Below are 24,425 nucleotides of genomic sequence, written 5' to 3' on the forward strand. Positions count from 1 at the left end.
AGCGCTTGTAAAGTAAAAGTGAAAAAAAACTTGTGTTTTTTTATAACAAAAAGGCTCATTAATATGAGCCTTTTGCATAAGTAAATAATTAAGGTTTGAAATTAAACGCTGACAAAGATCTTACGACGGTACATCCAATGCAGCACTAACATTTGCACCGCCATCAATGCAGTGACCGCCAATACGGGCTGCCATTCACTTGGGGCTGCGTTTACCACACCACCGAACACACTGCGGCTAATGTACTCCCAATCAACCAAAGATGACGCTAGGTAGATAATGATTGAGTTTGCACCAATAATTACAAACGGGTAAGCCAGCTTTTGACCATTTAGAATGTCGACTGCTGCATAGAAAACAGCGAGTAAAATCGCACTCCACCCTACTGTTACCAATACAAATGAACTGGTCCAAAGCTCTTTATTAACTGGGAAGTGTAAATCCCATGTCCAACCAAGCACTAAACTTACAACACCTGCGCCGAATAAAATGCCACAGGTTTTCCATTCACCGCGCTCATTAGCTTTAGCAATCAGTTGACCTGCAAATACGCCTGCAATCGCATTCACAATCGCTGGTAAACTCGACAAAATACCTTCAGGGTCAACCACACGGTTTTGATATGAAATACCAGGTAAAAGGTGTTTATCAAACCATGCATTCCAACTACCTGCCGCAGACAAATCACCAGCAACACCGCCAGGTACAGGTATAAAGCAAAGAAGTACCCAATAGAAGATTAAAATACCGATACCAGAGTATGCTAAAACACGTAAGCTAAAGTGCCAAACTAATAAAGCACAGAAGAACCAAGCGATTGCGATTCGCCCTAACACACTGGCATAACGTACTTCTTCAAATGCAAATGGGGCACCTGTACCCCAGCCGTGATTATACAAAACACCAAATGTCATAAGTAAAAATAATCGCTTAAGTGCTTTGTTGTATAACGGGCGTCTTTCGTTAAAAGGAAGGTGATCGATACGCTTAGGTGCAAGACCCATAGCAACACCAGACAAGAAGATAAATAGTGGGAATATTAAATCGTAAAAAGTAAAGCCATGCCATGGGCTATGCACTGTGTGTGCTTCAAACGCTTTCCATCCCTGCCAGCCTGTTAAAACAAACAAAGCGGCAAAAATACCCTGTCCGCCTAAAATCCAAAACATGTCCATGCCTCGGAGTGCATCTAAAGATGCTAATCGTTTTTTTTGTGTTTTTGCTGTCATATTTTATTCCAGTACAAATAAAAAAAGCCCCGCTATACTGCAGCGGGGTTTTTTCCTCAGGGAAAGTTAAATCTGAGCACCAGCGATATACGTTGCCTGTGCATATAAATTCTCATCAAGATGAACAAAGTCTGCATCTGCCCCTTCACGCAAATGCCCTTTGCTGTTTAAGCCTAAATATTGTGCTGGATATAAAGATGCCATACGAAGGGCTTCTGGTAGACTTACATCTAACCAATCAACCGTATTTCGTACTGCGCTTGCCATATCTAACACACTACCAGCAAGTTCGCCGGTTGTTGAATTTAAACGATCGCCAGTGCGAATAACTTTACGGCCATCAAAAAACGCAAACTCAGTATCGTCTGTACCCACAGGAGGCATCGCATCTGTCACTAGCATGATTTTGCCACGCTGTTTAGAACGAATCGCTAATTTAGCAGACGTGTTATGAACATGATGACCATCGACAATTAAACCGCACCAGCTGTTATCATCCCATAACGCCGCGCCAACAACGCCCGGCTCTCGTGAAGTAAACGCAGACATGGCATTGAATAAATGGGTAAAGCCATCTGCACCAGCTTTTAACGCAGTGTTCGCTGTTTCAAAATCTGCATTTGAGTGGCCGATACTCACTTTAACGCCTAAGCTAATTAAGCGTTCAATATCAGCTAAAGGCACTGTCTCTGGCGCTAGAGTGACCATTTTTATGCCCAAGTCTTTACGCGCATAAATCTCGAATTCTTGTTCAGTGATTGGTCTAATAAACTGCTCGCTGTGCGTGCCTTTTTTAGGGTGAGACAAGTGTGGACCTTCAAAATGGATCCCCACTACACCAGCTTGATTGCTTTCAATGGCAGCTGCCATCGCATCTGCTGCCGCTTGCATCACTTCAATTTTATCTGTGATCAGAGTTGGCATAAGCGCAGTAGAACCAAATTGCGCATGCGCCGACACCATTTTCTCAAGGCAGGATGTCGTTTGCTCAGCGTTATAAAATGCCCCACCACCGCCGTTTACTTGAACGTCGATATAGCCTGGTACGACTAGGCCATCGAGATTAATTACTTCGGCGTTTTCAGCCGAAACGTTATAACTAACTTTGCCGTCTTCTACTGAGAAAACAACATCATGATGAAATTGCTCACCATCAAAAAGCCTTTTGGCTTTGTAAATTTGCTGGCTCATTAGTTCACCTTTTTAATTTCATACTGGGTGCTTTCCATCGCAAAATAGATAGCGCCAATTTCTGGAGGCTGTTTTGGTTGCTGAACAAGCTTTGCAATATCAGCATCTAGCCATTTATTTAGCGGCTCAGCTAAACCACCGATCATAGATAAACGCGGTGGATTAACTTCTAATAATCTTTTCGCAAGGTTGCTGATATATTCGGCACCTTGTTTAACAATTTGCAATGCGACTTCATCGTTCTGCTCTGCAGCTGCAAATACGTGGCGTGCTAACTTCGCATAACCGCTTGAAGGTTGACCTGCCATTTGCTCGGCAATTCCCATTGCGTCTGTGACATGAAAATGTTGCTTTAAAGTATCCGATAACACGGTTTTTGGCCCAAGACCATCAAGATCTACAAGTACTGCTTTGACCGCCTCTAGACCCATCCATGCACCACTGCCCATATCGCCTTGCGCAAAACCATGACCGCCATAATTGACTGTTTCACCGTTTACTATAGCGAAACCGCATGAGCCTGTGCCTGTAATAATCACTGCGCCATCATCACCGTCATGTGCACCAATACACGCGGTGTGCAAGTCGGTTGTAAGATACATTTCTTTAAATGGATGGTCCCATTGCATGATTTTGTCGTAAAGACCTGGAATATTCACACCCGCTAAACCAAGGCCAGCTACTATGTCATGCACCTGTTCAACACGAAGTCCCGCGTCTTGTAAGGCTAGCTGAGTTGATACCATGATTGACTCTAATGTGCGTTCAAGACCATGTAATGGATTGGCAGGACCACCTAACCCAGTACCTAACACCCCTTGTGTAGCAGAGTAGATAGTTGCACGACATTTTGTACCACCACCATCTATTCCAATAAATAACTGGTCTTGTTCAACCTGTTTAGCCATCATTTAGCGACCCCTGATCTGTAACGTATTGCTCAAATAGTTTGTGATTATTTGGCAGAGCATTTTTTCATGTTGATTTAATGTTACACACAAAATGACAGCGTTGTCATTAAATTTTTCAGAAAAATGTTCGAAATTGATAATTTCTAATATTGCACAAAAGAATCTCTTTGTCACCGAAACCAAAGTCTAACAACAGACAGAATTAGACTTTAAAATATAAAACATTAATAATTATAAGGATATTTAACTGGTATGAGGTCTTTTATATTATTAGTAAAGAATAAAAAAGGAGCAGCAGGCTACTCCTTATATTGTGAAAACTTTTATGATGCGCTTTTCAAAATAGAATAAAGTTGGTCTTTTAGATGTAATCGTTGCTTCTTAAGTGACTCAAGATATTCGTCTGAGGTGTTTTCAACTCCCTCTTCAATACGGATCACTTCATGATCGAGGTTATGGTAATCATCAAACAAGCGCGCAAAATGTCGATCATTCATTTTTAGTTCGTGGATTTTTTCTTTAAATTCAGGTAACTCTTTGGCTAAGCTGTGGCGATCAATAATCATAATGAAGTCCTGTTTAAGTTGTCATTTTTCCAAACAAACCTGATGCTTGGCTCACTTTCATAGTACGCCTGCAGCCATGCTGAATGTTGATCTAGCACAAGTTTTAATACACATTTATAAAACGGTTTTATAAGGAGATTAAAACAGAATTTTTAATTTGATTTATGAACTATAAAAGTTGTCAAAAAAGAAAAAAGCCTAACAGCGAACCGCTAGGCTTGGGCAAGTAAAGAAATTGAAAAAGGTTTATAGCTTAGCTGTCGATTCTCTTACTATAAGCTTAGCTTCAAGTGTGGTCTGCGTTTTTTCTACATCAGGGTCGCTTATCTGAAGTATCAACTGCTCAACAGCTTGTCGCGTCATCTCTTCTACAGGCTGTGCGATTGTTGTTAACCCAGGCCAAATATGACGGGCTATCGGTGCGTTATCAAAACCCGCTATCGAAATATCTTCTGGTACATTCAACTTTGATTGTGTCGCCAATTTTAACACCGCTGCTGCCATGTAATCATTCGATGCAAACACCGCACTCGGTCTTGGTTGTAAATCTAAAATTTCTTTTGCACTATCAGCACCTGAGTGATAACTAAAGTTACCTTCAGCCACCAGCTCTGCATCGAATGCAATATTGTGCTCTGCAAGCGCTTTCTGATACCCCGAGAAACGCTGCTCTGTGGCACTGTGATCTGGGTGACCTTTGATGAATGCGATTCGGCTATGACCCAGAGAAATCAAATGCTCTGTGATTTCGAAAGCACCTTGCTCATCATTACTTCTGACTGAAATTGACGTGTCATCTTCGATTGCAGATGCAACACGTGCGTAATTAATACCTTTCTTTTGAAGAAATTCGATTAATTCTTGTGAATCAGAAAATGGCGGCGTAAGAACTAGACCATCCAGACGAGACGTTGTAAGAAGGTGTTCGATGTTTTCAATGAGCGCTTCGCCACGCAGTTCGCATGGGTGTATAAGCAAGTTGTAATTATGTTTGTGACATGCTTCTAAAGCACCACTTTGTACACGTGTGATATAACTTTTACTGGGGTTATCGTACAAACAGCCGATGATAAAGCTGCGATTGCGAGCAAGGCCTCTGGCGATAGGATTCGGTGTGTAATCAAGCTCTTTGAAAACTTTTAGTACTTTTTCACGTGTTGCCGGGCTAACATTGGGCTCATTATTCAATACGCGTGAAACGGTTTTCTTCGATACACCGGCGTATTCTGCAACACTATTTATTGTTACTTTCTTCATCTGGTTTCCCGCTCTACATTCGAGGGAGTAAGCACTTCAACCTCTACTGCAATTCATCCTGAACGAAAGAAATATCAATCTAGAATTCTTTGATTAATGGGTTATCATTTATTTTAAAAAAATGCTGCCCACATACATGGGCAGCCAACACGTTTTGACAACAAAATGATAAAACGCCGACATTATGACACCGGTGTCAGACTTGCGCAATAAAATTTTTCAATTGACTATTTCTAGCTGCCTATTTCTTGCCCTAGCCTTTTCATAAACTCCTTCATAAACAATACCCTAGCTTCTGCTTCTTGCTTTCCTGCATACGTGTGCATAACTTCAGGTAATTTAAAGAGTTTGTTATAGAAATGGTCAACGGTATATGAATAATCATCGGGCGCTCGATTTTCACAGAAGGGATCGTCAACATTATAAACGCTTCGATGCATTGCACCGCCAACTGTAAAACAACGTGCAATGCCAATTGCTCCCAAGCTATCTAGCCTATCTGCATCTTGGACAATTTTAGCTTCAAGTGTTTCTGCTGACACATTCGCACTGTAGCTGTGCGCAACTATTGCGTGATGTACAGCAGACAACTTTTCACTTGGAAAGTCGATACTTTTTAAATAGTCGATGGCTTTGTCAGCTGCCAATTTTGAAGCTTGGCTCCTCAGAGGGCTATTTTTCGCGACTGCCACACAGTCGTGAAGCCATGCTGCAGCAACCACCACTTGTAAATCTGCTTGTTCTTTTTCAGCTAATAGCTTTGCAGCTGTAACAACCCTTTGCACATGCGCTAAGTCATGTCCTGCATCGGCTATGGGTAATGCTTGTACAAATTCGCGACAATTTTGTTCTAAAGACGCTAATTTATCGTTATTCAATGCCCTACTCTCCGGATAATTCGTTGATCAACATTGTATGTTTGTAAACGCTTAACTAAAATGCCCAGCATACAATTAAGTTAGGAAAAATTCATGTCTTGTGCAGTGTACTTGCAGCCTGGTAGAGAAAAATCATTAAAACGTAAACACCCTTGGATATTCTCCAAAGCCATTAAAAAAGTAAAAGGTAAACCTGCTCTGGGTGATACCGTAAAAATTTACTCTAACGAAGGTAAATTTCTAGCTACTGCTGCATATAGTCCTGACTCTCAAATTAGAGCACGTATATGGAGCTTTGATGAATCTGAAAGCATCGACAAAGATTTTTTCTTACGTCGTTTAACACGTGCTTTTGACGCCCGAAGTCAAGTCATTGAAGAAGGCGGCTTAACCGGTTTTCGCTTAAGCGCAGCAGAGTCTGATGGCTTACCCGGTATCACCATTGATAAATTCGACAATTACATTGTATGTCAGCTATTAAGTGCGGGTGCAGAGCGCCATAAAGGCGATATCGTTCAAGCACTTCGTGAGCTTTTTCCTGATTGCCACATTTATGAGCGCTCTGACGTTGACGTACGTAAAAAAGAAGGCCTAGAAAAAACCACTGGTGCACTTTGGGGTGATGCGCCGGCTGAGCCTGTTGTCATTACAGAAAATGGCTTAAAGCTTGAAGTTGATATTTTAAACGGCCACAAAACCGGTTTTTATCTGGACCAACGTGATAGCCGTGCAGCACTAGAGCGTTTTTCTAAAGACAAAGAGGTTTTAAACTGTTTCTGTTACACAGGTACATTCGGTTTATATGCGCTACGTGGCGGCTGTAAGAACGTCATTAACGTAGATGTATCACAACCAGCCCTTGATACTGCAAAAAGAAATGTAGAGCACAATGACCTTGATTTATCACGTGCTGAGTTCGTTAAACAAGATGTATTTAAGCTGCTTCGCCAGTACCGTGAAGAAGGCCGTCAATTCGATACTATCGTGATGGACCCACCTAAGTTTGCTGAGAGCAAAGCACAACTAACTGGTGCTTGTCGTGGTTATAAAGATATTAATATGATCGCAATGCAAATACTGAAGCCTGGCGGCACATTACTTACATTCTCTTGTTCTGGCTTAATGGAGCAAAACCTGTTCCAAAAAGTTGTTGCTGACGCAGCCCTTGATGCGGGTAAAGAGTTGTTGATTATGGAGCGTCTGAACCAAGCAGCCGACCACCCTATCGCGGGTAACTACCCAGAAGGTTTCTACCTTAAGGGCCTTATTTGCAAGGTTTATTAATGTAGATAGAGTTTAGAGCAAAATTGGATAAACTCGTTACTAAGGCCACAGAGTGGCCTTTTTTTATGTCTTGAATATAAAAAAAGGCGCTCATCCCAGAGCGCCTAAGTTTGCTTAACATTCTTTTCTTCTTAAGCTTATTCGCTTAAGTCACCATATTGGTTATTTGTACTTAGTAATACTGCTTTATCAAAGCCAGGTAAACTTAAGCTGTCTTGGCTTAATACTAATTCGTTTTCATCAATCATACCGTTGCCAAAGCGATAAATAAGTTCATATTGGCCATTGTCAGCGGCTTGCTGGTAGTCTGCTTGAGCAAGCTTTGTTTGCTCTAACTTTGCTTGGTACGAGTTTAAAAGCTCTTCAGAATAGCGCTTCGCTAGCAACTTATTGGTAAAGTTTGGCGAAAATACGGTTGCTGTTGCGTTGTTACCACCGAAACCTTTTGAGTTGATAAACGCCACATCCATAGGTGCACACTCATAGTGCTCATTACGAATATCTAAATGTTCAGCGTGAACGTCGTCAGCCACTTTATCAATCGTTGTAATACCTGGCATGATGTTGTGACTAAATACGCCCAGCGCTAGCGCGAGTTGGTCGCCACTTGCTGGCGCAATGGTGTGCCCTACGTATGCCTTTGGCGCAACCACTTTCCAACCATTGATTGAAAACGCTTCTGCCACTTTATGGTAAATCAGCGATTCAGTTACACGGTTTTGCGGTGTACTTGAGCCGTGCGCCAAAATAAAGCTACGCTCTTTAATAGCATCAGTGCCAGCAATTTGCTCAGCTAATGCAACTGACTTAGCCATTGTGATGTAGTTACCTGGGCCAGGTGCCGTGATTGACTTTTTGATACCATCTGCATTAACAAACACATCTACTACTGAGCCCATCACTTCTGCACCAAGCTCGAGGGCAAGCGCATCATCCATCAGGATCGCAACCTGAGCACCTTCACCGATTGTGAAACCACAGTTATCACCAAATGGACGGCTTGTACGACGGTAGTCAACGTTTTCTGTATTATCTAGCTTGCGAAGACCTTCTTCGTTTGCCAATGCGCTCATGTTACCAAAACCTTCAATCACTTCAGGCGTTAACGCACATTCCACGCTCGCTACAATCGCAACACGTGTTCGGCCTGCTTGAATATCATTCACTGCAGCGCGTAAGTTATATAAGAAAGTTGCACATGCACCAGAGGTTGTGAACGTCGTACCAACACTGCCTGTAACGTAAGCATTAATAAAGTCTGTCGACATGGTATTTAAGCCCAATGCCAATTGTTTTGTACTTACGCGATCGCCTTGTTGACGAGAGCGGATCAAACCACCAAAACCTTCTTGCTGCATTTGACCAGCGACTGATGCTGAATAAGTACCAATTTTGTCTGGTTCAACACTGTTCATAACGGTATCCCAATCAAGACCCGTTGAACGTATTGCATCAGTTGCGGCAAAAATAGTAGCCTGTAAACCACGAGGTTGATAACGACTGTTATAAAGCGATGCCGGATCAAAGCCGGTTGGTAATTGACCCGCCGCTTTGATTGGATTATCACGATAGCTATCGTGTTTTACTTCTAAAGAATCAGGCACAACCACATTGACTGTTTTTGCGTCTAGTTCTTCAACTTGCCATGAGGCAGGCACTGGGTTTGGTAAATCACGCTTACGACAAGTGAACTTTAGTCCCGCCTCATCATTGGCATTAATGGTTAGCTTTTGCTGCCAATGCGTTGCATCACAATCAAAATGTTCTTTTTCTATTTTACGGATCAAAGTACCCGCTTTAATCTGCTCACCAAACTGCGCTTCGATTTGTTCAACTGAAATCTCATCGCCTGCTTGTGTTACTAGTCGACCGTCTTCGAAACGCACTAAATTCATTAGTGTTCCTAGGCCTAAGAAAGTTTCTTGGCGTGCTTGCTGATCTAGCTTATCTATAACAATACGGCGATAGCCCTGATGAAAAGATGTACGGCCAGCAGCGTTAATGCCACCCATACCGACAATAATTGGTAATGCAGTCATAAATAATCGTTCTTAAAATTTTCACACAACTTAGATATGTTCGATTCTAGTTTGAACTTTAGATTACATTTTGCAAAAATAGCCAAATATCATTTATTTTTCGCCAAATCAGCATGGTCAGACCAGAAAACCCGATAAAAATTGGCTTTTGTATTTATTCAAGCATGCTCTTTACCAGTGTTTCGCTGCCCGCAGAGATGCTCAGAGCAGGTGAAGCTTTTGCAAAAAGACACTTAGGGCATGACTTTACGCCATTACGCATAACTTGGCTGGCAAATGATACCTCGCCTATCAGTAATGAGCTTGGGTTACAAATACACCCCGATGAGGCATTTGGCTATTTGTCAGAGCAAGATTACATTATTGTGCCGAGCATTTGGCGAAATCCAAGACCTGTACTTAGAAAAAACCAATCTCTTGTAACAGCTTTAAACGACGCTTGGCAACAAGGCTCGACCATTATTGGTGTCGGCACTGGCGTCTGCTTTTTAGCGGAATCTAATTTACTCGAACATCACCCTGCGACAACACACTGGCATTATGCGAAACAATTTAAGATCAATTACCCTTCGGTCGATTTGAAACCTGACTTCTTCATTACTCAGTCTGAGCGAATTTATACCGTAGCCAGTTTGAATGCCCTCGCAGATGTGATTGTGCATTTGATTTCGCAATTATATGGCGTTGCCGCAGCGCAACACGTACAGCAAAACTTTTCTCACGAAATTAGAAAACCATATGAGGAGCAGCGTTTTCTAGAGGGGGATGCCGATACACATCCCGATGAGTTAATCGCTTCGATCCAATTTTGGTTGAAAAACAATTACCACTCCGAGATTGCCCTTTCAGATGTGGCGGAGCAATTTGATTTAAGTTACCGGACGTTTAATCGGCGTTTTAAAGCAGCAACGGACCAAACGGCTGCGCATTATCTGCAAACTATACGCTTAGAAAATGCCAAAGAGCTATTAGCTTCTAGTAATTTGTCAATTCAAGATGTGGCAATATCGGTGGGGTTTAATTCTCAGGGCTTGCTCACTCGGGTATTTAAACAAAGGCTAAATCAAACACCGAGTGAGTATAGAAAAATCGTGCGTAGAAAGTTGTTTTCGCAAAACCACTAAATAATTACAATTCAGCTTCAATAACTTTCAATGCATTAGATTCTGACTCAGTCACTATGCCATCAGCCTGTGCTAGTTGAGTGGTTAATCTTAAAGCCAGCTCCTTTATGGGTGCATCAACGATGTGTTTCATTCTATGGTGAATAAAATGCTCTGCATCACCTTTTGCAATCACGTCTTTACAATGGGTTATCATATTAGAGATATAAAGATCTGATTCTATCTCACTATTCCAACATAGCTTCTCTATCCACTGATTTAAAACTGATAACTCTTTTTCACATACCTCGCCATCAATTGAAATAAGCAATACGGCTAAATCTACCACAGACTCAGTTTGTAATTGATCAACACAAACGCCTGAATCAAGATGATTAAGTAACTGTTCGAATTTCATAAAGTCCCCTTTTATAGCGCTCGATAAACACGATTTTCAATGTTTTAAATAACATCAACTTAACAAGATAGTGAACTAGTTTGCTCTTGTCACTTTAATTTATCTCAACTTATACGATACTTAACTCAAATACAGACCAATGAATCATGTTTATGAAATGGGTATGTCTATTTTTATGCTTTTTTACAGCTTTAAGTAGCAAGGCAAAAATTCCGATTTCGATTGAAACCGACATTTATAATTACGCACAACAAGTGCTCGGCGAAGAAAGCATAGAGTCTATCGAGCATTTCAAGCACCCAAGTTGCCTTAGGGATGTTGTCGAATTTATCCTAGTACAAAAAGCAATAAAACTCGGAGGCCTTAACCTGGAGTATGATTTTGTACTAGGTGATTATGATGCGAGAAATATTCGTCTTATCCAACACGGGCTACTCTTGATCAGTTTTGACTCAATTTGGCTTAATGAAGCATCCCAATACGAAAACGATGTATTCATATCTGATCCTGTGATCCGTGATGGAGAGTTTTACGCAGGTATATATGTCGCACCTAATAAAATAACTGAGCTAACGCCAAAGCTTAAGAATGGCATTTCAGACCTTAGCTTTGTGACCAGCGAAGCCTGGCACACTGATGTAAAAACACTCACTGCGCTGAAACCCAAAAATTTAGTCATTGAAGCTGACTGGTTAGTTATGGCTAAAATGGTAAGCAGTGGCTGGGTCGATGCCATGCTGGCCCCTTTTAAACCAGCTCTGCCTTTTGAGTACACAGGAAAAAACTACAAAATTCGAGCAATAGATGGCGTTAAAGTCGCGCTTCAAGACAGCAGACACTTTGTAGTATCAAAAAAGCATCCTCTCGGAAACAAAACATTTAAAGCACTACAAAAAGGTTTAAAACTACTCAGACAATCAGGATACATTGAGCGTGCTTATAAGGAATGCGGTTTTCTCAACCCACTCGTTGAAGACTGGCAAGAAATAAATGCAGAGGTGGATTAATTTAAGCTTTAAGTATTAACTCCATATTTTATTCATTTTCTTACATTAACTTGCACGCCTACAAAAAAGGTACGTAGGAGTTAAGAAATGTACGAAATTAAATCTTCAATCAATTTTGGTTTTTATATTCTTGCCGCGAGCGTTATTGCGCTTCTTGTGTCAATTGGCACGATTTTTAACTTTACTGCTTGGTTAGAAACATTAGAAATCATGCTTATATTCACCCTAAGCTTATTTGTGATTGTCACACTAATTCAAACCTTGATGGGACGAAGAAGGTCATCTTGGTGTGTGAATGGGTTGAGCTACTATAACTTTTTAGGCGCTCAAAAGTATGTCCCTGTTGAACAAATTCAACAAATTAAAGTTCATACCATTATTTGTTGTAAAGTCACACATGTACAACTTGAGCAGAGAAGTATTTTTTTATTTAGCTGCAAATTAACGTCGCAGCAAAAAAGTCGACTTGCTCAACTTGGTTACTTTGCAAAATAAACAGCTGCAATAGTGTTCATATGGTGTGCAATTAGATTTAATTACTTTACTGACCCCGGCTTTATCACTAGGATGGCAAAAAACTTTCACCGAGGACGATTATGACAACCGCATACCCAATTGGCACGCCGGGTACCCCATGGCAAGAAGCAGAAAAAAAACAGTGGCTTGCAGCACAAGTAATTAAGCGTAGTTACCAACAAGAAGTAGAAACTAAAATACTTGCGCTCGCTGACGAGTATGACGTTGAGCAATATGGTGAACTTAATTACGGTGAGCATAAGTATAAATTGCATGCAATAAAGTCTCGTGACTTTTCTGACAGTAAGCCTACTGTTTTAGTGACAGGTGGTGTGCATGGTTATGAAACCAGTGGTGTACATGGTGCGATTGAGTTCATAAAATCACAGGGCAAACATTACCAAGCTGATTTCAATCTAGTGGTACTTCCATGTGTTAGTCCTTGGGGTTATGAAACAATCAATCGTTGGAACCCAGAGGCGATTGATCCAAACCGCTCATTTTATGCTGACAGTCCAGCAGCTGAGTCAAAACAAGCTATGGCTTATGTCGCTCAGTTCGATGATTTACTTTGTCATGTCGATTTACATGAAACCACAGACACCGATAATTCAGAGTTTCGACCAGCGCTCGCAGCGCGTGATGGTGTAAGTCATGATAATTGGAATATTCCTGATGGTTTTTACTTAGTTGGTCATACTCAAAAGCCGCAATACTCGTTCCAAACTGCGATTATCAAAGAAGTAGAAAAAGTCACCCACATCGCCCCAGCTGATGAAGATGGTAAGTTAATTGGTGTGCCAATTGAGCAATTCGGTGTGATCAACTATGACGGTACTAAACTCGGTCTTTGTATGGGTATGACAGATGCAGAGTACGTAACGACAACCGAAGTTTACCCTGATAGCCCAACTGCAAATGATGAAATTTGTGTACAAGGCCAAGTAGCTTCTGTCGTTGGTGCTTTAAACTACATAAAATCAATCGAAGATTAATAGACAAAAAAGTAGCGCGATTTAACATTGCGCTACTTGCCCCTTTGTATTGTGATATCTAAATAACCAATTGAATAGCTGACTGTTTAGAAAAAACCGAGTGGACTTTCACTATAGCTAACTAATAGGTTTTTAGTTTGCTGATAATGGTCTAACGCTTTTTTATGCGTCTCTCTACCCACACCTGACTTTTTATAACCACCAAATGCCGCATGCGCTGGATACATGTGGTAGCAGTTTGTCCATACACGTCCGGCTTCAATCTTGCGACCAAAATGATAGGCGCGATTCATGTTCCGAGTCCAAACACCCGCACCTAAGCCAAATTCAGAGCTATTCGCCAGCTCTAATGCTTCAGCTTCATCTTTAAACGTACACAGTGAAATAACTGGACCAAAAATCTCTTCTTGGAATACTCGCATTGAATTATTGCCCTTAAGCAAGGTTGGTTGAATGTAATAACCCGAATCAAACTCTTCAGATAATTGCTCAACTTCACCACCAAACAGTACTTCCGCACCTTCTTGTTTACCTATTTCGATATAACTTAAGATTTTATCGAACTGTTGCTGAGAGGCTTGCGCGCCCACCATGGTTTCTGTATCGAGCGGATTACCACGCTTAATTTGCGCAGTACGCGCTTTCACACGCTCAATAAACTCATCATATATATCTTCTTGAACAAATAATCGCGATGGACAAGTACATACTTCACCTTGGTTGAAATAAGCCAATACCGCGCCTTCAATACACTTACTTAGATAATCATCGTCTTTTTCTAATACATCACTGAAAAAGATATTTGGTGATTTACCGCCCAGTTCAACGGTTGATGGAATGATATTATCGGCAGCGCATTTCAAAATGTGCGAACCAACCGGAGTAGAACCCGTAAAAGCAATCTTAGCAATTCGTGTGCTGGTTGCTAAAGCTTCACCTGCTTCTTTACCAAAACCATTCACCACGTTTAAAGCACCCGCAGGTAATAAATCACCGATCAGTTCAACTAATAACATTATCGAGGTGGGAGTTTGCTCCGCAGGTTTTAGTACAACACAGTTGCCCGCCGCAAGGGCTGGGGCTAATTTCCAAGCGGCCATTAAGAGCGGGAAGTTCCAAGGTATAATTTGCCCAACTACACCTAGCGGCTCATGAAAATGGTAGGCCACGGTGTGCTCATCAATTTCGCCAATACTGCCCTCTTGTGCACGAATACAACCAGCAAAATATCTAAAATGATCTGCTGCTAACGGAATATCAGCGGCAAGGGTTTCACGTACGGCTTTACCGTTGTCCCAAGTTTCAGCAACGGCCAAATACTCTTTGTTATCTTCAATAACTTGAGCAATTTTCAGTAAAATATTACTGCGCTCAGTGACACTGGTTGTGCCCCACGCCTCTTTTGCTTCATGTGCTTTGTCGAGTGCCAACTCGATATCTGCTGCTTTAGAGCGTGCCACTTGGCAAAACACCTTTCCATTCACAGGGCTTTTGTTTTCAAAATATTCACCATCTAAGGGAGCAACCCACTCACCACCGATGTAATTGTCATACTTGTCTTTAAAATGAACGACGGCGCCTTGGGTATTCGGGTTTGAATAAATCATAGTGTCCTCTTCTATCAACTTGTTGCCCGGCTCATACTTCAGTTATGTGTTTATTTTTGAGCCGATTGAATTGACATTAAGCGAAAGGAGGCTTAAAAAATTAACTCTAGGTATTTTTTGCTTAACTCTCAGTCTTGATATTCATAAGGAACAGATATGCGCTTTGATTTGCAAGCTAGGCACCAACACATTGATAAATTGGTAGAGAATAAGCTCAGCTTTGATTCAGGTGACGCGCAATTGAGTATTTATGACACTTATGAAAGGGCATTTAATGTGCCCTTATCATCAAGCAATGTATTGTTTTGCGGTATGCTACAAGGCAAAAAAGTGATGCATGTAGAAACATGTGATTACCACCATGATTTTTTGCCTAATGAAAGCTTTGTACTCGCACCAAACCAAACCGTCCAGATAGATTTTCCCGATGCATCACAATCTTCGCCTACAACTTGTTTAGCCATCGAAATTAGTACCGAAAAATTGGCTGATATTGCACAGAGGTTGAACATAGAAAACCAAAGTAACCATGAACATGAAGTAAGTTATCAAAATGAACTCGTCCATGTTGAGCACAATTGGCAAACCCAGGCGTTACTCGATCGTATGGTGCATTTATTTACTGAAAATGGAGAACAACGCGGATTTTTAATTGATTTAGCACTGAATGAATTGGTGACACGATTGCTCACTCAGCAAACTCGCGAACTTATTTTAAAGTGCGCAGGCTCGCATAATCATCAAGACCCAATTACAGAAGTCGTTCAATACATAGAGCATAATTTGAGCGAGCCTCTAGATATCGATACTTTGTGTAAAATTGCTTGTATGAGTCGCAGTAAATTTTTTAATTACTTTAAGTCATGCTTAAACATGACCCCACAACAGTGGCTGCAAACACGGCGACTGTCGAAGGCCAAAGAGCTGCTTAAAAAAGGTAAAAGTATTACCCAAATAGGATTTGATTTAGGCTTTAATCATACCAGTCAGTTTAGCCGTACATTCAAAAATGCCTTTGGTATTTCTCCAAAGGCATTTCAAAAGAACTAAATTATTTTTCACTATTCAATAGGCCGTTTTCGCCTACCACTTTGCGTCTTGTAATTTAGTCCAAAGCATATTTGTCGCACTTGCCACTGCTTGACTCACGCCAAGTCCTAGCTTTTCTGGTAAAGATTTTTTGCTGGTATATTTAACCGTGTAGATTTGATGGCTTTCTAATAACGATAAAATATGATCATCACTGGTGTTTAGCTCATCGACTAAACCCAATTTTAGTGCATCAGTTGCAAACCAATACTCACCTGTTGCCACTTGTTCAAGTTCTATATCTTGTCTATGAGTTTGCACAAACTCTTTAAACAAGCCATGTGTTGATTCAACTTCTTGTTGAAATTTATCACGCCCCTTATCGGTATTCTCACCAAATAGTGTCAACGTGCGTTTAAATTCGCCAGAAGTGATCATTTCAAAATCAATGTCATTCTTTTTCAAAAGCTTATTGAAATTGGGGATTTGTGCAATGACGCCAATGGAGCCAATAATTGAAAACGGAGCCGCGACAATTTTATTTGCCACACAAGCCATCATATAGCCGCCGCTTGCAGCAATTTTATCAACACATACGGTTAAAGGGAGTTCTGCGCTAGTAAGACGCTTTAACTGTGAAGCACCTAATCCGTAGCCATGAACCACACCGCCGCCACTATTGATATTTACAATCACTGAATCCTTTTCTTTATCAGCAATTTGTAACACAGCTGTTATTTCTTCACGTAAATTATTCACTTCATGGGCATCTGAACTACCATCGAAATTAATCACAAATGCCTTTGCAGCAAGCTTATCTTCTTGCTCTTTCTTTTGCGCTTTTTTGTAAGTCTTAAGCTCTTTTTTATCTAGAGTCTGCTCGATAAAGTCTTGCTTATTTCGCTTAAGCTTTTTAGATAAGTCTTTAAGCTCGACTTCACCTGCGCTTGCCTTAGGCTTTTGACTCGCGCCTACAGCCAAAATGATGATGATCCCAATCGATAACACAACAGTGACTGCTTTAGCTAAAAATAAACCGTATTCAAATAAGAACGTCAAACTAGTCTCCTCGTTGTTCTTATAATTCAAAAGTAATGTTCTAAAAATAAAAAAGCCGCTTAATGCGGCTTTTTCATCATCTCGTACTAGAGATTAATTAGCAATAACTGCCGGGTTAGAAATTGGCAGCATCATGCCTTTGCTCTTCAAGAAAGCCGCCAGTTGAGTTTGCATTTCAACTGTAGTCATAGCATGACCTTGCGCTGTACCACCTACGGCTTCATTAAATGAAGTCGTTGCAATTGATGAGTGATGACCTTGAGAGAACTTAACAACATAGTTCTTTGGCTCACCCATTTGTGTTTCAGTCACTGGTGTCATACCGAATAACTGCGCCATAGGCATAGTACCAGACAGTGGTAATGCCGTTGTTGGCGGAATAACTGCATCTGGTTGGTTACCATCAACCCCACCTGTCACTACACTTAAGTAGGTTGGTGTACCAAGTGCTTGCACTGCTGCTGCGTAGTTAACTGGATCTGCACTGTCTAACGCTGTTTGAGCAACAGTCACGAACTGGCTAATCACAGATTGAATACCAGCAAGTGCCGCTGTATTGCCAGCTTCAACAAGTTGCTTTTCGTATAGTGCATAAGAACAAGGGATCTTAGTCTCAGCAGGACAAGCTGCTGTTGCTTCACTTGCGACGAATTCTAAGAATGCTTTAGACGACAAATTACCCGCTGCAGATAATACAGAACCTTTAACAAACGAACCAAATGAACCAGACTCAGTTAAGAAGTTAGCAATACCTGCACCACCACTAGCTAGACCAACTGTATTCACCTTAAATAAGTTATCAACCGTTTCGTTACCGATAGGCTTATTTGTATGCGCGATAAAGTTAGGTGCAACAATTGAACCTAGAGAGTGACCAAAGAAGCTCACATCTGTAGGGTTAATACCAAGTGTTGGGTCAATGAAATTCAAGCCAAGTCTAAGTGCAAGTAGGTCAGCTGAAGACTGTCTTAGGTTATCACGTGCGACGAGTAGTGACGTCAAGTTCATGTATGAAAGTACTGAACCCTGACCACTTGTTGCATTGAAGTCATCTTTGCCGTCTAAATCGATATCAAGACCACGAGCACCGTGCATTGGGTGATCAATTGCTACAGTTGCAAAACCAGCGTTACTTAATGCAAGTGTTAACCCTAATAGGCTTTCTTTGTTAGCAGTAATGCCGTGTTGTAAAATCACTACTGGCCAACCTGTTGCTGGCATTTCAATACCAAGCAATTCTGCACGTGGCTTAGTAATTTGTACAGGTACGTTTGCAATCCATTCAATAGAAGGGATGCTGTTAAATTTAGTTAAGAAGCGGCTTTGATCTAAGCCAAAGTCTCTAAGTACACCACCAGACGCTGCGTTACAATACGCGTCATTTTCACCTGGTGTTAAACCAGATAAATCAACACCAGCAGCAACTGCACCGGCAAGTGTTGCGGCACTATCACAGCGAGCTTTCCAGTATGTACCCGCTAAGTCTTCAATCTCTGTACCTTCAGGTTTCTTTGAGTACATAGGCAACATAATGCTACCTTGCATGTATTGAACAGCCTGAAAAGGTGCACGAGTTTCAGCATCTGGGATAACTGCTGCTAGCGCATCTGATACAGTGATCATCGGTTGCTCAGGAACTGAGATTCTAGGGTTAGTTTGTGTTTGTAGGCTTTGCGCTAAACCTAGCTTAATGTTATTCATTACCGCACCCACTGACTGAATCGTCATTGCTGCGGTATAAATCACATCTTCTTTTGCCACCTGGCCAGAGATAACATTTTCATATTGTTGTACAACAGCCTGAAGGCTTCTTTGTGAGTCGGTCACTAAAGGCGCTTCCGCTTTCACTAAACTATATGAAGATGATGGCTCAAGTGGACGGCCATCAGCCATTACAATACTTTTTGTTAGTGCAGTAATATACGATGCACCAGACTTAAGTGGTTTAAGCGGCACTACCATGATGCCTTTACCTGAATCAGTCAGCTTAGCGATGTAATCAACACCAAACGTCAACTCACCCACATATTTACAAGCAATACCCGCAGGCACTTTATCACTCGCGCAGTCAGGATCTGTAATACTCGCGCCCATGACAACTTCAAAAATGCGAACAGCATCAGGTGTGGCAACAGACTCAGCATTAATGCTAACTTCGCTTGGCACATCTAAATCGATGACGTAAGGCATATTAGTAGACCAACCGTCCAAACCGCCCATTGCTAGACTTGGATTAGCGTAAGCTGCTGCTGGTAAAGGTTGGCCTTGATCGTCAAATTCACCTGGTAAGTTTAAAGTACCATCTTTAGTACCGCTTAAAAGTAAATCATTCGGAATTGATATCACACCATTTGATGGATCGAATTTCACTGAAGCTGAAGGCAGTACAGGGGTCGTTTCTTGTTTTACATCTTGTAGTGTTTCACCGCCGCCACAGCCGACCAAAGCCGTAGAAATTGCGAGTGAGAGAAGCATTTTTTTCATTGAATGGGCTCCGACAAATTTTATTATTCTTATGCAATTAACGCGTTAATATAATGTAATTCTGTTTTTATTGAGACATTAGACCAGTTAAACTTAACCCAATATGTAAAGTTTCGCCACCCAAATTTACAATAATTTAGATAACTTACCCTAATGCTGTGATAAAATGCGCAAAACGTTCAAATAGAGATCTACAATGCATAATTATCAAGCAGCAGACAACGCACTAGAAAATAAAACCATTTTAATCACAGGTGCTGGCGATGGAATTGGCCGTGTTGCGGCATTAACATATGCGAAACACGGTGCAACTGTAATCCTACTTGGTAAAACAACTAAAAAGCTTGAATGCGTATACGATGAAATCGTGAATGCAGGCTATCCACAACCGGCTATCGTTCCTATGGATATGCGCGGTGCAACAAAACAAAACTACCGTGACCTTGCAGCAACCATAGAGCAGCAGTTTGGTAAATTAGACGGCCTACTTAACAATGCGTCAATTTTAGGCTCGCTTGGTCCACTAGAACACTTCTGTGTATCTACGTTTGAAAATATCATGAAAGTAAACGTCACTGCACAAGCAATGATCACAAAATATATGTTCCCACTACTTCGTAAATCACCGTGTGCATCTGTGATTTTCACTTCATCAGGTGTAGGCCGTGAAGGTCGTGAATTTTGGGGCCCTTATGCAATCTCAAAATTTGCAACTGAAGGTATGATGCAAACTTGGTCTAAAGAAGTGGGTAAGACAAACATTCGTATCAACTGTATTAACCCTGGTGCCACACGAACTAGCATGCGTGCCTCTGCTTTCCCAGGTGAAGATAAAGAAAAGCTTAAAACTGCTGAAGAACTCATGCCGACGTATTTATACCTAATGGCAGATGATTCTAAAGACGTTAACGGTGAATCAATTAACGCACAGTAACTTATCGTTCTGACACCATTAAAAAAAGGCACTCAATCGAGTGCCTTTTTTGGTATTTATTCAATTAGAAAGTTAATTTGACAAAGTTACTTTCTCTTTGGTTTTGGCTTTTGTGCACGTTGGTTGTGCTTTTTCACAGCCTTTCTAATCTGATTGATCTTAGCACGCTTGTCTTTGCGCTTTTCTGGCATCACAGACAGCTTAGTTTGCGTTTCAGGGCGCATTTTCACAGATTTACGTAAATAATTTACGTCTTCTAATTTAAGCTCTTCCCAGCCACCTTGAGGTAGACGTTTGTTAAGCTCTAATTTACCGTAACGGATACGAATTAGACGAGATACTTCTACATCTTGCGATTGCCATAAACGACGTACTTCGCGATTACGACCTTCAGTTAGGGTAACGTTGAACCACTTGTTAATGCCCTCACCGCCCATAGGCTTAATTTTTAAGAATTTAGCTGGGCCATCCTCTAACTCAACCCCTTTGGTTAAAGTACTCAATGTTTGATTTGTTACTTCACCGAATACACGTGCAGAATACTCACGCTCTACTTCATATTTAGGGTGCATTAAACGATTCGCTAACTCACCGTCATTGGTAAATAACAATAAACCTGAAGTATTGATATCTAAACGACCAATTGCAATCCAACGGTCGCCCTCTAAACGAGGTAGTCTATCGAAAACCGTTCGGCGACCTTCCGGATCTTTACGCGTACATAGTTCGCCTTCAGGCTTGTGATACATTAAAACACGACAAACACGTTCTTCTTGTTGCTCAATTTTAACAACATGACCGTCAACACGAATAACCGCATTTTCTTCAACACGATCACCTAAACGTGCCACTTTACCGTTAACGCTGACACGATTAGAGTCAATGTATTTTTCCATTTCGCGGCGTGAACCCACACCAGCACGGGCCAATACTTTTTGTAACTTTTCACTCATTAGGATGGTTCTCTCACAGAAGGATCACTCAATATCTGCTCTAGTTTTACATCTTGTTGCTCAGGTAAATTAGGCAGCTGTTCTAAACCAGATAAAGAAAAATAATCTAAAAATTGTTTGGTAGTTGCATACAGCGCAGGTTTACCAGGCACGTCTTTTTGTCCAACAACCGTTATCCATTCACGCTCTAATAAACTTTTCATTATATTGCTACTTACAGCAACCCCTCTCACCTGCTCTATCTCACCCCGGGTAATAGGTTGACGATAGGCTATCAAGGCAAGGGTTTCTATGGTCGCTCGAGAGTATTTCACCACTTTTTCAGGCCATAATTTACTTAATGGCTCAGCCAAAGAAGGTCCTGCTTGGAAGCGATAACCAGACGCCACTTCAACCAACTGAACACCTCTTGTTGAATAGTGCTCAACAAGTAAGTCTATGGCTTGGTTTAATCTTTTAGCAGAAATATTGAAATCTTGCAGAACGGTTTCTTGCAGACGACGCTTGCTTAATGGCTTCTCAGAAACAAAAATCGCTGCTTCGACTAGCTCAACGAGTTGTTCATCACTAAGACGCTTAAAAGCCATATTAATCTACAATTGCAAACACAAGGCAATATTATGACAGAGGTTCGGTTACTCTTGTAGTTTTAAAGATAAATAAATCTCTGATTGCGGGGTAATTTGGGTAAAAGTGACTAATTGCTCTTTGATCAGTTCAAGCATTGCGATAAATGTCACCACCACGCCTTGGCGCCCTTCAGTAAAATCAAACAAAGTGACGAAAGCACACGGACCGTTATTTTCTGAAAGGTGCCTTAGAATTCTCGACATACGCTCACGAGTAGACAAAACTTCACTTGATATTTGATGGTGAGCAAGCGTTTTTACCCGAGCCATCACATTACCAAATGCAAGCACTAAGTCTTTTAAACTTAAATCGGGTAACTTCTCTTCATCAAGTGCAGTATCGATATACTCTGCATTTGCTATGAAGAAGTCTTTTCCGACATGAGGCTGCTCTTTTAATGTTTCTGCCGCAGTTTTAAACTGTTCATATTCTTGCAAACGCTTGACTAATTCAGCACGCGGATCAGCTTCTTCTTCAAGCTCTTCATGGGTCGGTAACAACATGCGCGACTTAATTTGCGCCAATAACGCTGCCATCACTAAGTATTCCCCTGCCAATTCAAGCTGTAAGTCTTTCATCAGCTCGACATAGCTTACATATTGTTTAGTAATGCTATGGATCGGCAGTTGCAGGATATCGAGTTTATGGCGCTTAATGAGATATAAAAGCAGATCGAGCGGACCCTCAAAGCTTTCTAATATCACTTTAAGGGCATCGGGCGGTATGTATAAGTCTTCTGGCTTTTCTAAAACGGCTTCACCGTGAAGAAAGGCCAATGGCGCAGAGTTACTCATTTAATGACTATTTTGCTAGCTATTGAAACGGCGTAACATCACCGCATCCTTCGCGAAGAATGACAATATCATCGTCAGAGAAGTCAATCACTGTAGTGGCTTGTTCAATTAAATAGCCACCATGAATAATAAGATCGACCTGTTTTTCTAGGCTCATACGAATATCATCAGGGTCTGATTCGGTAAATTGCTCACCAGGTAAAATCAAGGAACATGACATCAGTGGCTCATTGAGCTCTTCGAGTAACGCTGCGGCAATTGGGTTATCCGTTACACGCATACCAATGGTTTTTTTCTTCTCGTTTAATAGACGCTTAGGTACTTCTTTGGTGCCTTTAAAAATAAAAGTGTAAGGCCCTGGTGTATTGTTTTTTATTAAACGAAAAATTTGATTATCGACACGGGCATACGTTGCTAGCTCTGATAAGTCTCGGCAGACAAGTGTAAAGTTATGGTGTTTTTCAATACCGCGAATACGTTCAATTCGCTCTTTCGCCTGCTTGTTACCAATACTGCAGCCAAGTGCATAGCCTGAGTCGGTCGGGTAGACTATCACCCCACCCTTATGAATAATTTCGACCGCTTGTTTAATTAAGCGTGCCTGCGGGTTTTCTGGGTGAATATGAAAAAATTGGCTCATTAGTTACACTCCTGTGCGTCTTGCCAAAACTGCCAAACAGCTTGGCAATCTTTTGGTAAGTATAGGTTTTTTCCGAGATCTGACCAAGGCATAGGATAATGGAAATCTGAACCTTGACTCGCGAGTAGATCAAACTCTTGGCTTAATTGCCCTAAAAATTGTCTTTCGCTCGGTGCTTGTTGTGGTAAAGCGACTTCCATTGCCTGCCCACCAGCGAGTTTAAATTCATTAAGTAATTTACGTAGCCACTTATTAGACATTTGATATCGACCAGGATGCGCTAGCACGGAAACGCCACCAGCAGCCTGAATCGCAGCAATGGCAGTTGCCATATCACACCAGTTGCTTGGTACATAGCCCGTTTTGCCTCTGGCTAAGAACTTTTTAAACACACCTTGGATATTCTTAGCCACACCACGATCGACCAAAGCTTGCGCAAAATGCGCTCGGGTGATTTCAGCATCTTTTGCCAATGCTTTGGCCTGTTCATAAATATCTTCATAGCCTTTTTTCGCTAAGCGTCGACCAATCTCTTGAGCACGAGCTTCACGTTTGTTTTGCTGCTCAGTCAATAAATTAAGAAGATGAGTATTTTCAGTATCTATAGAAAGACCGACAATATGAATTTCAAAGCTCTCCCATTTTGTCGAAATTTCAACCCCTGCCACTAGCTCTAAATTTAAATCTCGGTCAGCTATAAATTGCTTTGCAGTTTCAACACCCGCAACGGTATCGTGATCGGTGAGGGCTAAAACATCAACGCCCTTTTCTGTTGCTCGCTCAAGTAATGCGCCCACGCTTAAACGACCATCAGAAAAGGTGCTATGACTGTGTAAATCATATTTTATCAATTTTATTTCTCTTCATTATTATTCATGCTCGTGTCAACGGGTCGGATTAT

General features: G+C 41.3%; 23 protein-coding genes. 7 read left to right on the plus strand and 16 right to left on the minus strand.

The features are described from left to right. Nucleotides 1-101: 101 nt before the first annotated feature. The 6 genes from nagX to ACXAC4_RS09470 form a co-directional block, all read right to left on the minus strand. A complete protein-coding gene (nagX, locus tag ACXAC4_RS09445; RefSeq protein WP_475160883.1) occupies nucleotides 102-1,229 on the minus strand; it encodes a transmembrane glucosamine N-acetyltransferase NagX in 1,128 nt (375 codons plus the stop codon). A 66-nt stretch (nucleotides 1,230-1,295) separates the two neighbouring features. Then, nucleotides 1,296-2,420 (minus strand): N-acetylglucosamine-6-phosphate deacetylase, encoded by a 1,125-nt coding sequence (gene nagA, locus ACXAC4_RS09450; RefSeq protein ID WP_475160885.1) that lies wholly within the window; start codon nucleotides 2,418-2,420, stop codon nucleotides 1,296-1,298. Further along, nucleotides 2,420-3,331, minus strand: coding sequence for an N-acetylglucosamine kinase (nagK, locus tag ACXAC4_RS09455; RefSeq protein ID WP_475160887.1), 912 nt, complete (start codon nucleotides 3,329-3,331; stop codon nucleotides 2,420-2,422). Before nagK ends, nagA begins: the two co-directional genes overlap by 1 nt. A 323-nt stretch (nucleotides 3,332-3,654) precedes the next feature. Further along, nucleotides 3,655-3,897 (minus strand): HP1242/YdcH family protein, encoded by a 243-nt coding sequence (locus ACXAC4_RS09460; protein ID WP_421962765.1) that lies wholly within the window; start codon nucleotides 3,895-3,897, stop codon nucleotides 3,655-3,657. A gap of 246 nt (nucleotides 3,898-4,143) precedes the next feature. Next, nucleotides 4,144-5,154 (minus strand): LacI family DNA-binding transcriptional regulator, encoded by a 1,011-nt coding sequence (locus ACXAC4_RS09465; protein WP_475160890.1) that lies wholly within the window; start codon nucleotides 5,152-5,154, stop codon nucleotides 4,144-4,146. Nucleotides 5,155-5,387: 233 nt separating this feature from the next. Further along, nucleotides 5,388-6,032: an HD domain-containing protein gene (locus ACXAC4_RS09470; RefSeq protein WP_475160893.1), complete on the minus strand. Its 645-nt coding sequence runs from the start codon at nucleotides 6,030-6,032 to the stop codon at nucleotides 5,388-5,390. Nucleotides 6,033-6,125: 93 nt separating this feature from the next. Between ACXAC4_RS09470 and ACXAC4_RS09475 the strand changes: the two genes are divergently transcribed. Beyond that, the gene (locus tag ACXAC4_RS09475) at nucleotides 6,126-7,316 is read left to right on the plus strand and encodes a class I SAM-dependent methyltransferase (protein WP_475160895.1); all 1,191 of its coding nucleotides are present in this window, start codon (nucleotides 6,126-6,128) and stop codon (nucleotides 7,314-7,316) included. 137 nt (nucleotides 7,317-7,453) lie between these two features. Here the strand turns inward: ACXAC4_RS09475 and ACXAC4_RS09480 are convergent, their stop codons facing one another. After that, entirely contained in the window at nucleotides 7,454-9,355 is a 1,902-nt protein-coding gene (locus ACXAC4_RS09480; protein WP_475160896.1) for a beta-ketoacyl synthase, read from the minus strand. Between the two features lie 113 nt (nucleotides 9,356-9,468). Between ACXAC4_RS09480 and ACXAC4_RS09485 the strand changes: the two genes are divergently transcribed. Beyond that, nucleotides 9,469-10,479 (plus strand): GlxA family transcriptional regulator, encoded by a 1,011-nt coding sequence (locus ACXAC4_RS09485; protein WP_475160898.1) that lies wholly within the window; start codon nucleotides 9,469-9,471, stop codon nucleotides 10,477-10,479. 4 nt (nucleotides 10,480-10,483) lie between these two features. Here the strand turns inward: ACXAC4_RS09485 and ACXAC4_RS09490 are convergent, their stop codons facing one another. Continuing rightward, nucleotides 10,484-10,876: a tellurite resistance TerB family protein gene (locus tag ACXAC4_RS09490; protein WP_475160900.1), complete on the minus strand. Its 393-nt coding sequence runs from the start codon at nucleotides 10,874-10,876 to the stop codon at nucleotides 10,484-10,486. Nucleotides 10,877-11,028: 152 nt separating this feature from the next. On the opposite strand from ACXAC4_RS09490, the gene ACXAC4_RS09495 reads away from it, so the two are divergent. The 3 genes from ACXAC4_RS09495 (at nucleotide 11,029) to ACXAC4_RS09505 (ending at nucleotide 13,394) form a co-directional block, all read left to right on the plus strand. Further along, entirely contained in the window at nucleotides 11,029-11,883 is an 855-nt protein-coding gene (locus tag ACXAC4_RS09495; RefSeq protein ID WP_475160903.1) for a hypothetical protein, read from the plus strand. 87 nt (nucleotides 11,884-11,970) lie between these two features. Next, nucleotides 11,971-12,378 (plus strand): hypothetical protein, encoded by a 408-nt coding sequence (locus tag ACXAC4_RS09500; RefSeq protein ID WP_475160905.1) that lies wholly within the window; start codon nucleotides 11,971-11,973, stop codon nucleotides 12,376-12,378. A gap of 101 nt (nucleotides 12,379-12,479) precedes the next feature. Continuing rightward, entirely contained in the window at nucleotides 12,480-13,394 is a 915-nt protein-coding gene (locus ACXAC4_RS09505) for a M14 family metallopeptidase (RefSeq protein WP_475160908.1), read from the plus strand. Between the two features lie 86 nt (nucleotides 13,395-13,480). Here ACXAC4_RS09505 and exaC read toward each other — a convergent pair whose 3' ends face one another. Beyond that, nucleotides 13,481-15,001 carry an acetaldehyde dehydrogenase ExaC gene (exaC, locus tag ACXAC4_RS09510; RefSeq protein WP_475160909.1) on the minus strand — a complete coding sequence of 507 codons (1,521 nt, stop codon included), beginning with the start codon at nucleotides 14,999-15,001 and terminating at the stop codon, nucleotides 13,481-13,483. Between the two features lie 156 nt (nucleotides 15,002-15,157). Here exaC and ACXAC4_RS09515 point away from each other — a divergent pair, with 156 nt between their 5' ends. Beyond that, nucleotides 15,158-16,051: a helix-turn-helix transcriptional regulator gene (locus ACXAC4_RS09515; protein ID WP_475160912.1), complete on the plus strand. Its 894-nt coding sequence runs from the start codon at nucleotides 15,158-15,160 to the stop codon at nucleotides 16,049-16,051. 33 nt (nucleotides 16,052-16,084) lie between these two features. Here ACXAC4_RS09515 and sohB read toward each other — a convergent pair whose 3' ends face one another. Then, complete coding sequence (sohB, locus tag ACXAC4_RS09520) at nucleotides 16,085-17,089, minus strand: protease SohB (protein WP_475160916.1); 1,005 nt, start codon at nucleotides 17,087-17,089, stop codon at nucleotides 16,085-16,087. 93 nt (nucleotides 17,090-17,182) lie between these two features. Beyond that, nucleotides 17,183-19,573 (minus strand): VolA/Pla-1 family phospholipase, encoded by a 2,391-nt coding sequence (locus ACXAC4_RS09525; RefSeq protein WP_475160917.1) that lies wholly within the window; start codon nucleotides 19,571-19,573, stop codon nucleotides 17,183-17,185. A gap of 196 nt (nucleotides 19,574-19,769) precedes the next feature. Here ACXAC4_RS09525 and ACXAC4_RS09530 point away from each other — a divergent pair, with 196 nt between their 5' ends. Then, complete coding sequence (locus tag ACXAC4_RS09530) at nucleotides 19,770-20,507, plus strand: YciK family oxidoreductase (protein ID WP_058030016.1); 738 nt, start codon at nucleotides 19,770-19,772, stop codon at nucleotides 20,505-20,507. Between the two features lie 86 nt (nucleotides 20,508-20,593). Here ACXAC4_RS09530 and rluB read toward each other — a convergent pair whose 3' ends face one another. Genes rluB through rnm form a run of 5 tightly spaced genes read right to left on the minus strand, consistent with a single transcriptional unit; the run spans nucleotide 20,594 to nucleotide 24,375 of the window. Further along, complete coding sequence (gene rluB / locus ACXAC4_RS09535; protein WP_138568770.1) at nucleotides 20,594-21,460, minus strand: 23S rRNA pseudouridine(2605) synthase RluB; 867 nt, start codon at nucleotides 21,458-21,460, stop codon at nucleotides 20,594-20,596. Further along, nucleotides 21,460-22,047 carry an SMC-Scp complex subunit ScpB gene (gene scpB, locus ACXAC4_RS09540; RefSeq protein WP_475160920.1) on the minus strand — a complete coding sequence of 196 codons (588 nt, stop codon included), beginning with the start codon at nucleotides 22,045-22,047 and terminating at the stop codon, nucleotides 21,460-21,462. The genes rluB and scpB overlap by 1 nt, the downstream gene beginning before the upstream one ends. Nucleotides 22,048-22,095: 48 nt before the next feature. Next, on the minus strand, nucleotides 22,096-22,884 hold the full coding sequence (locus ACXAC4_RS09545; RefSeq protein ID WP_475160921.1) for a segregation and condensation protein A: 789 nt from the start codon (nucleotides 22,882-22,884) through the stop codon (nucleotides 22,096-22,098). A 19-nt stretch (nucleotides 22,885-22,903) separates the two neighbouring features. Further along, nucleotides 22,904-23,524 (minus strand): L-threonylcarbamoyladenylate synthase, encoded by a 621-nt coding sequence (locus ACXAC4_RS09550; RefSeq protein WP_058030020.1) that lies wholly within the window; start codon nucleotides 23,522-23,524, stop codon nucleotides 22,904-22,906. Beyond that, nucleotides 23,524-24,375, minus strand: coding sequence for an RNase RNM (gene rnm, locus ACXAC4_RS09555; protein WP_475160924.1), 852 nt, complete (start codon nucleotides 24,373-24,375; stop codon nucleotides 23,524-23,526). Before rnm ends, ACXAC4_RS09550 begins: the two co-directional genes overlap by 1 nt. Nucleotides 24,376-24,425 lie beyond the last annotated feature (50 nt).

The sequence above is a fragment of the Pseudoalteromonas sp. AWM4_233 genome (genome assembly GCF_056158285.1).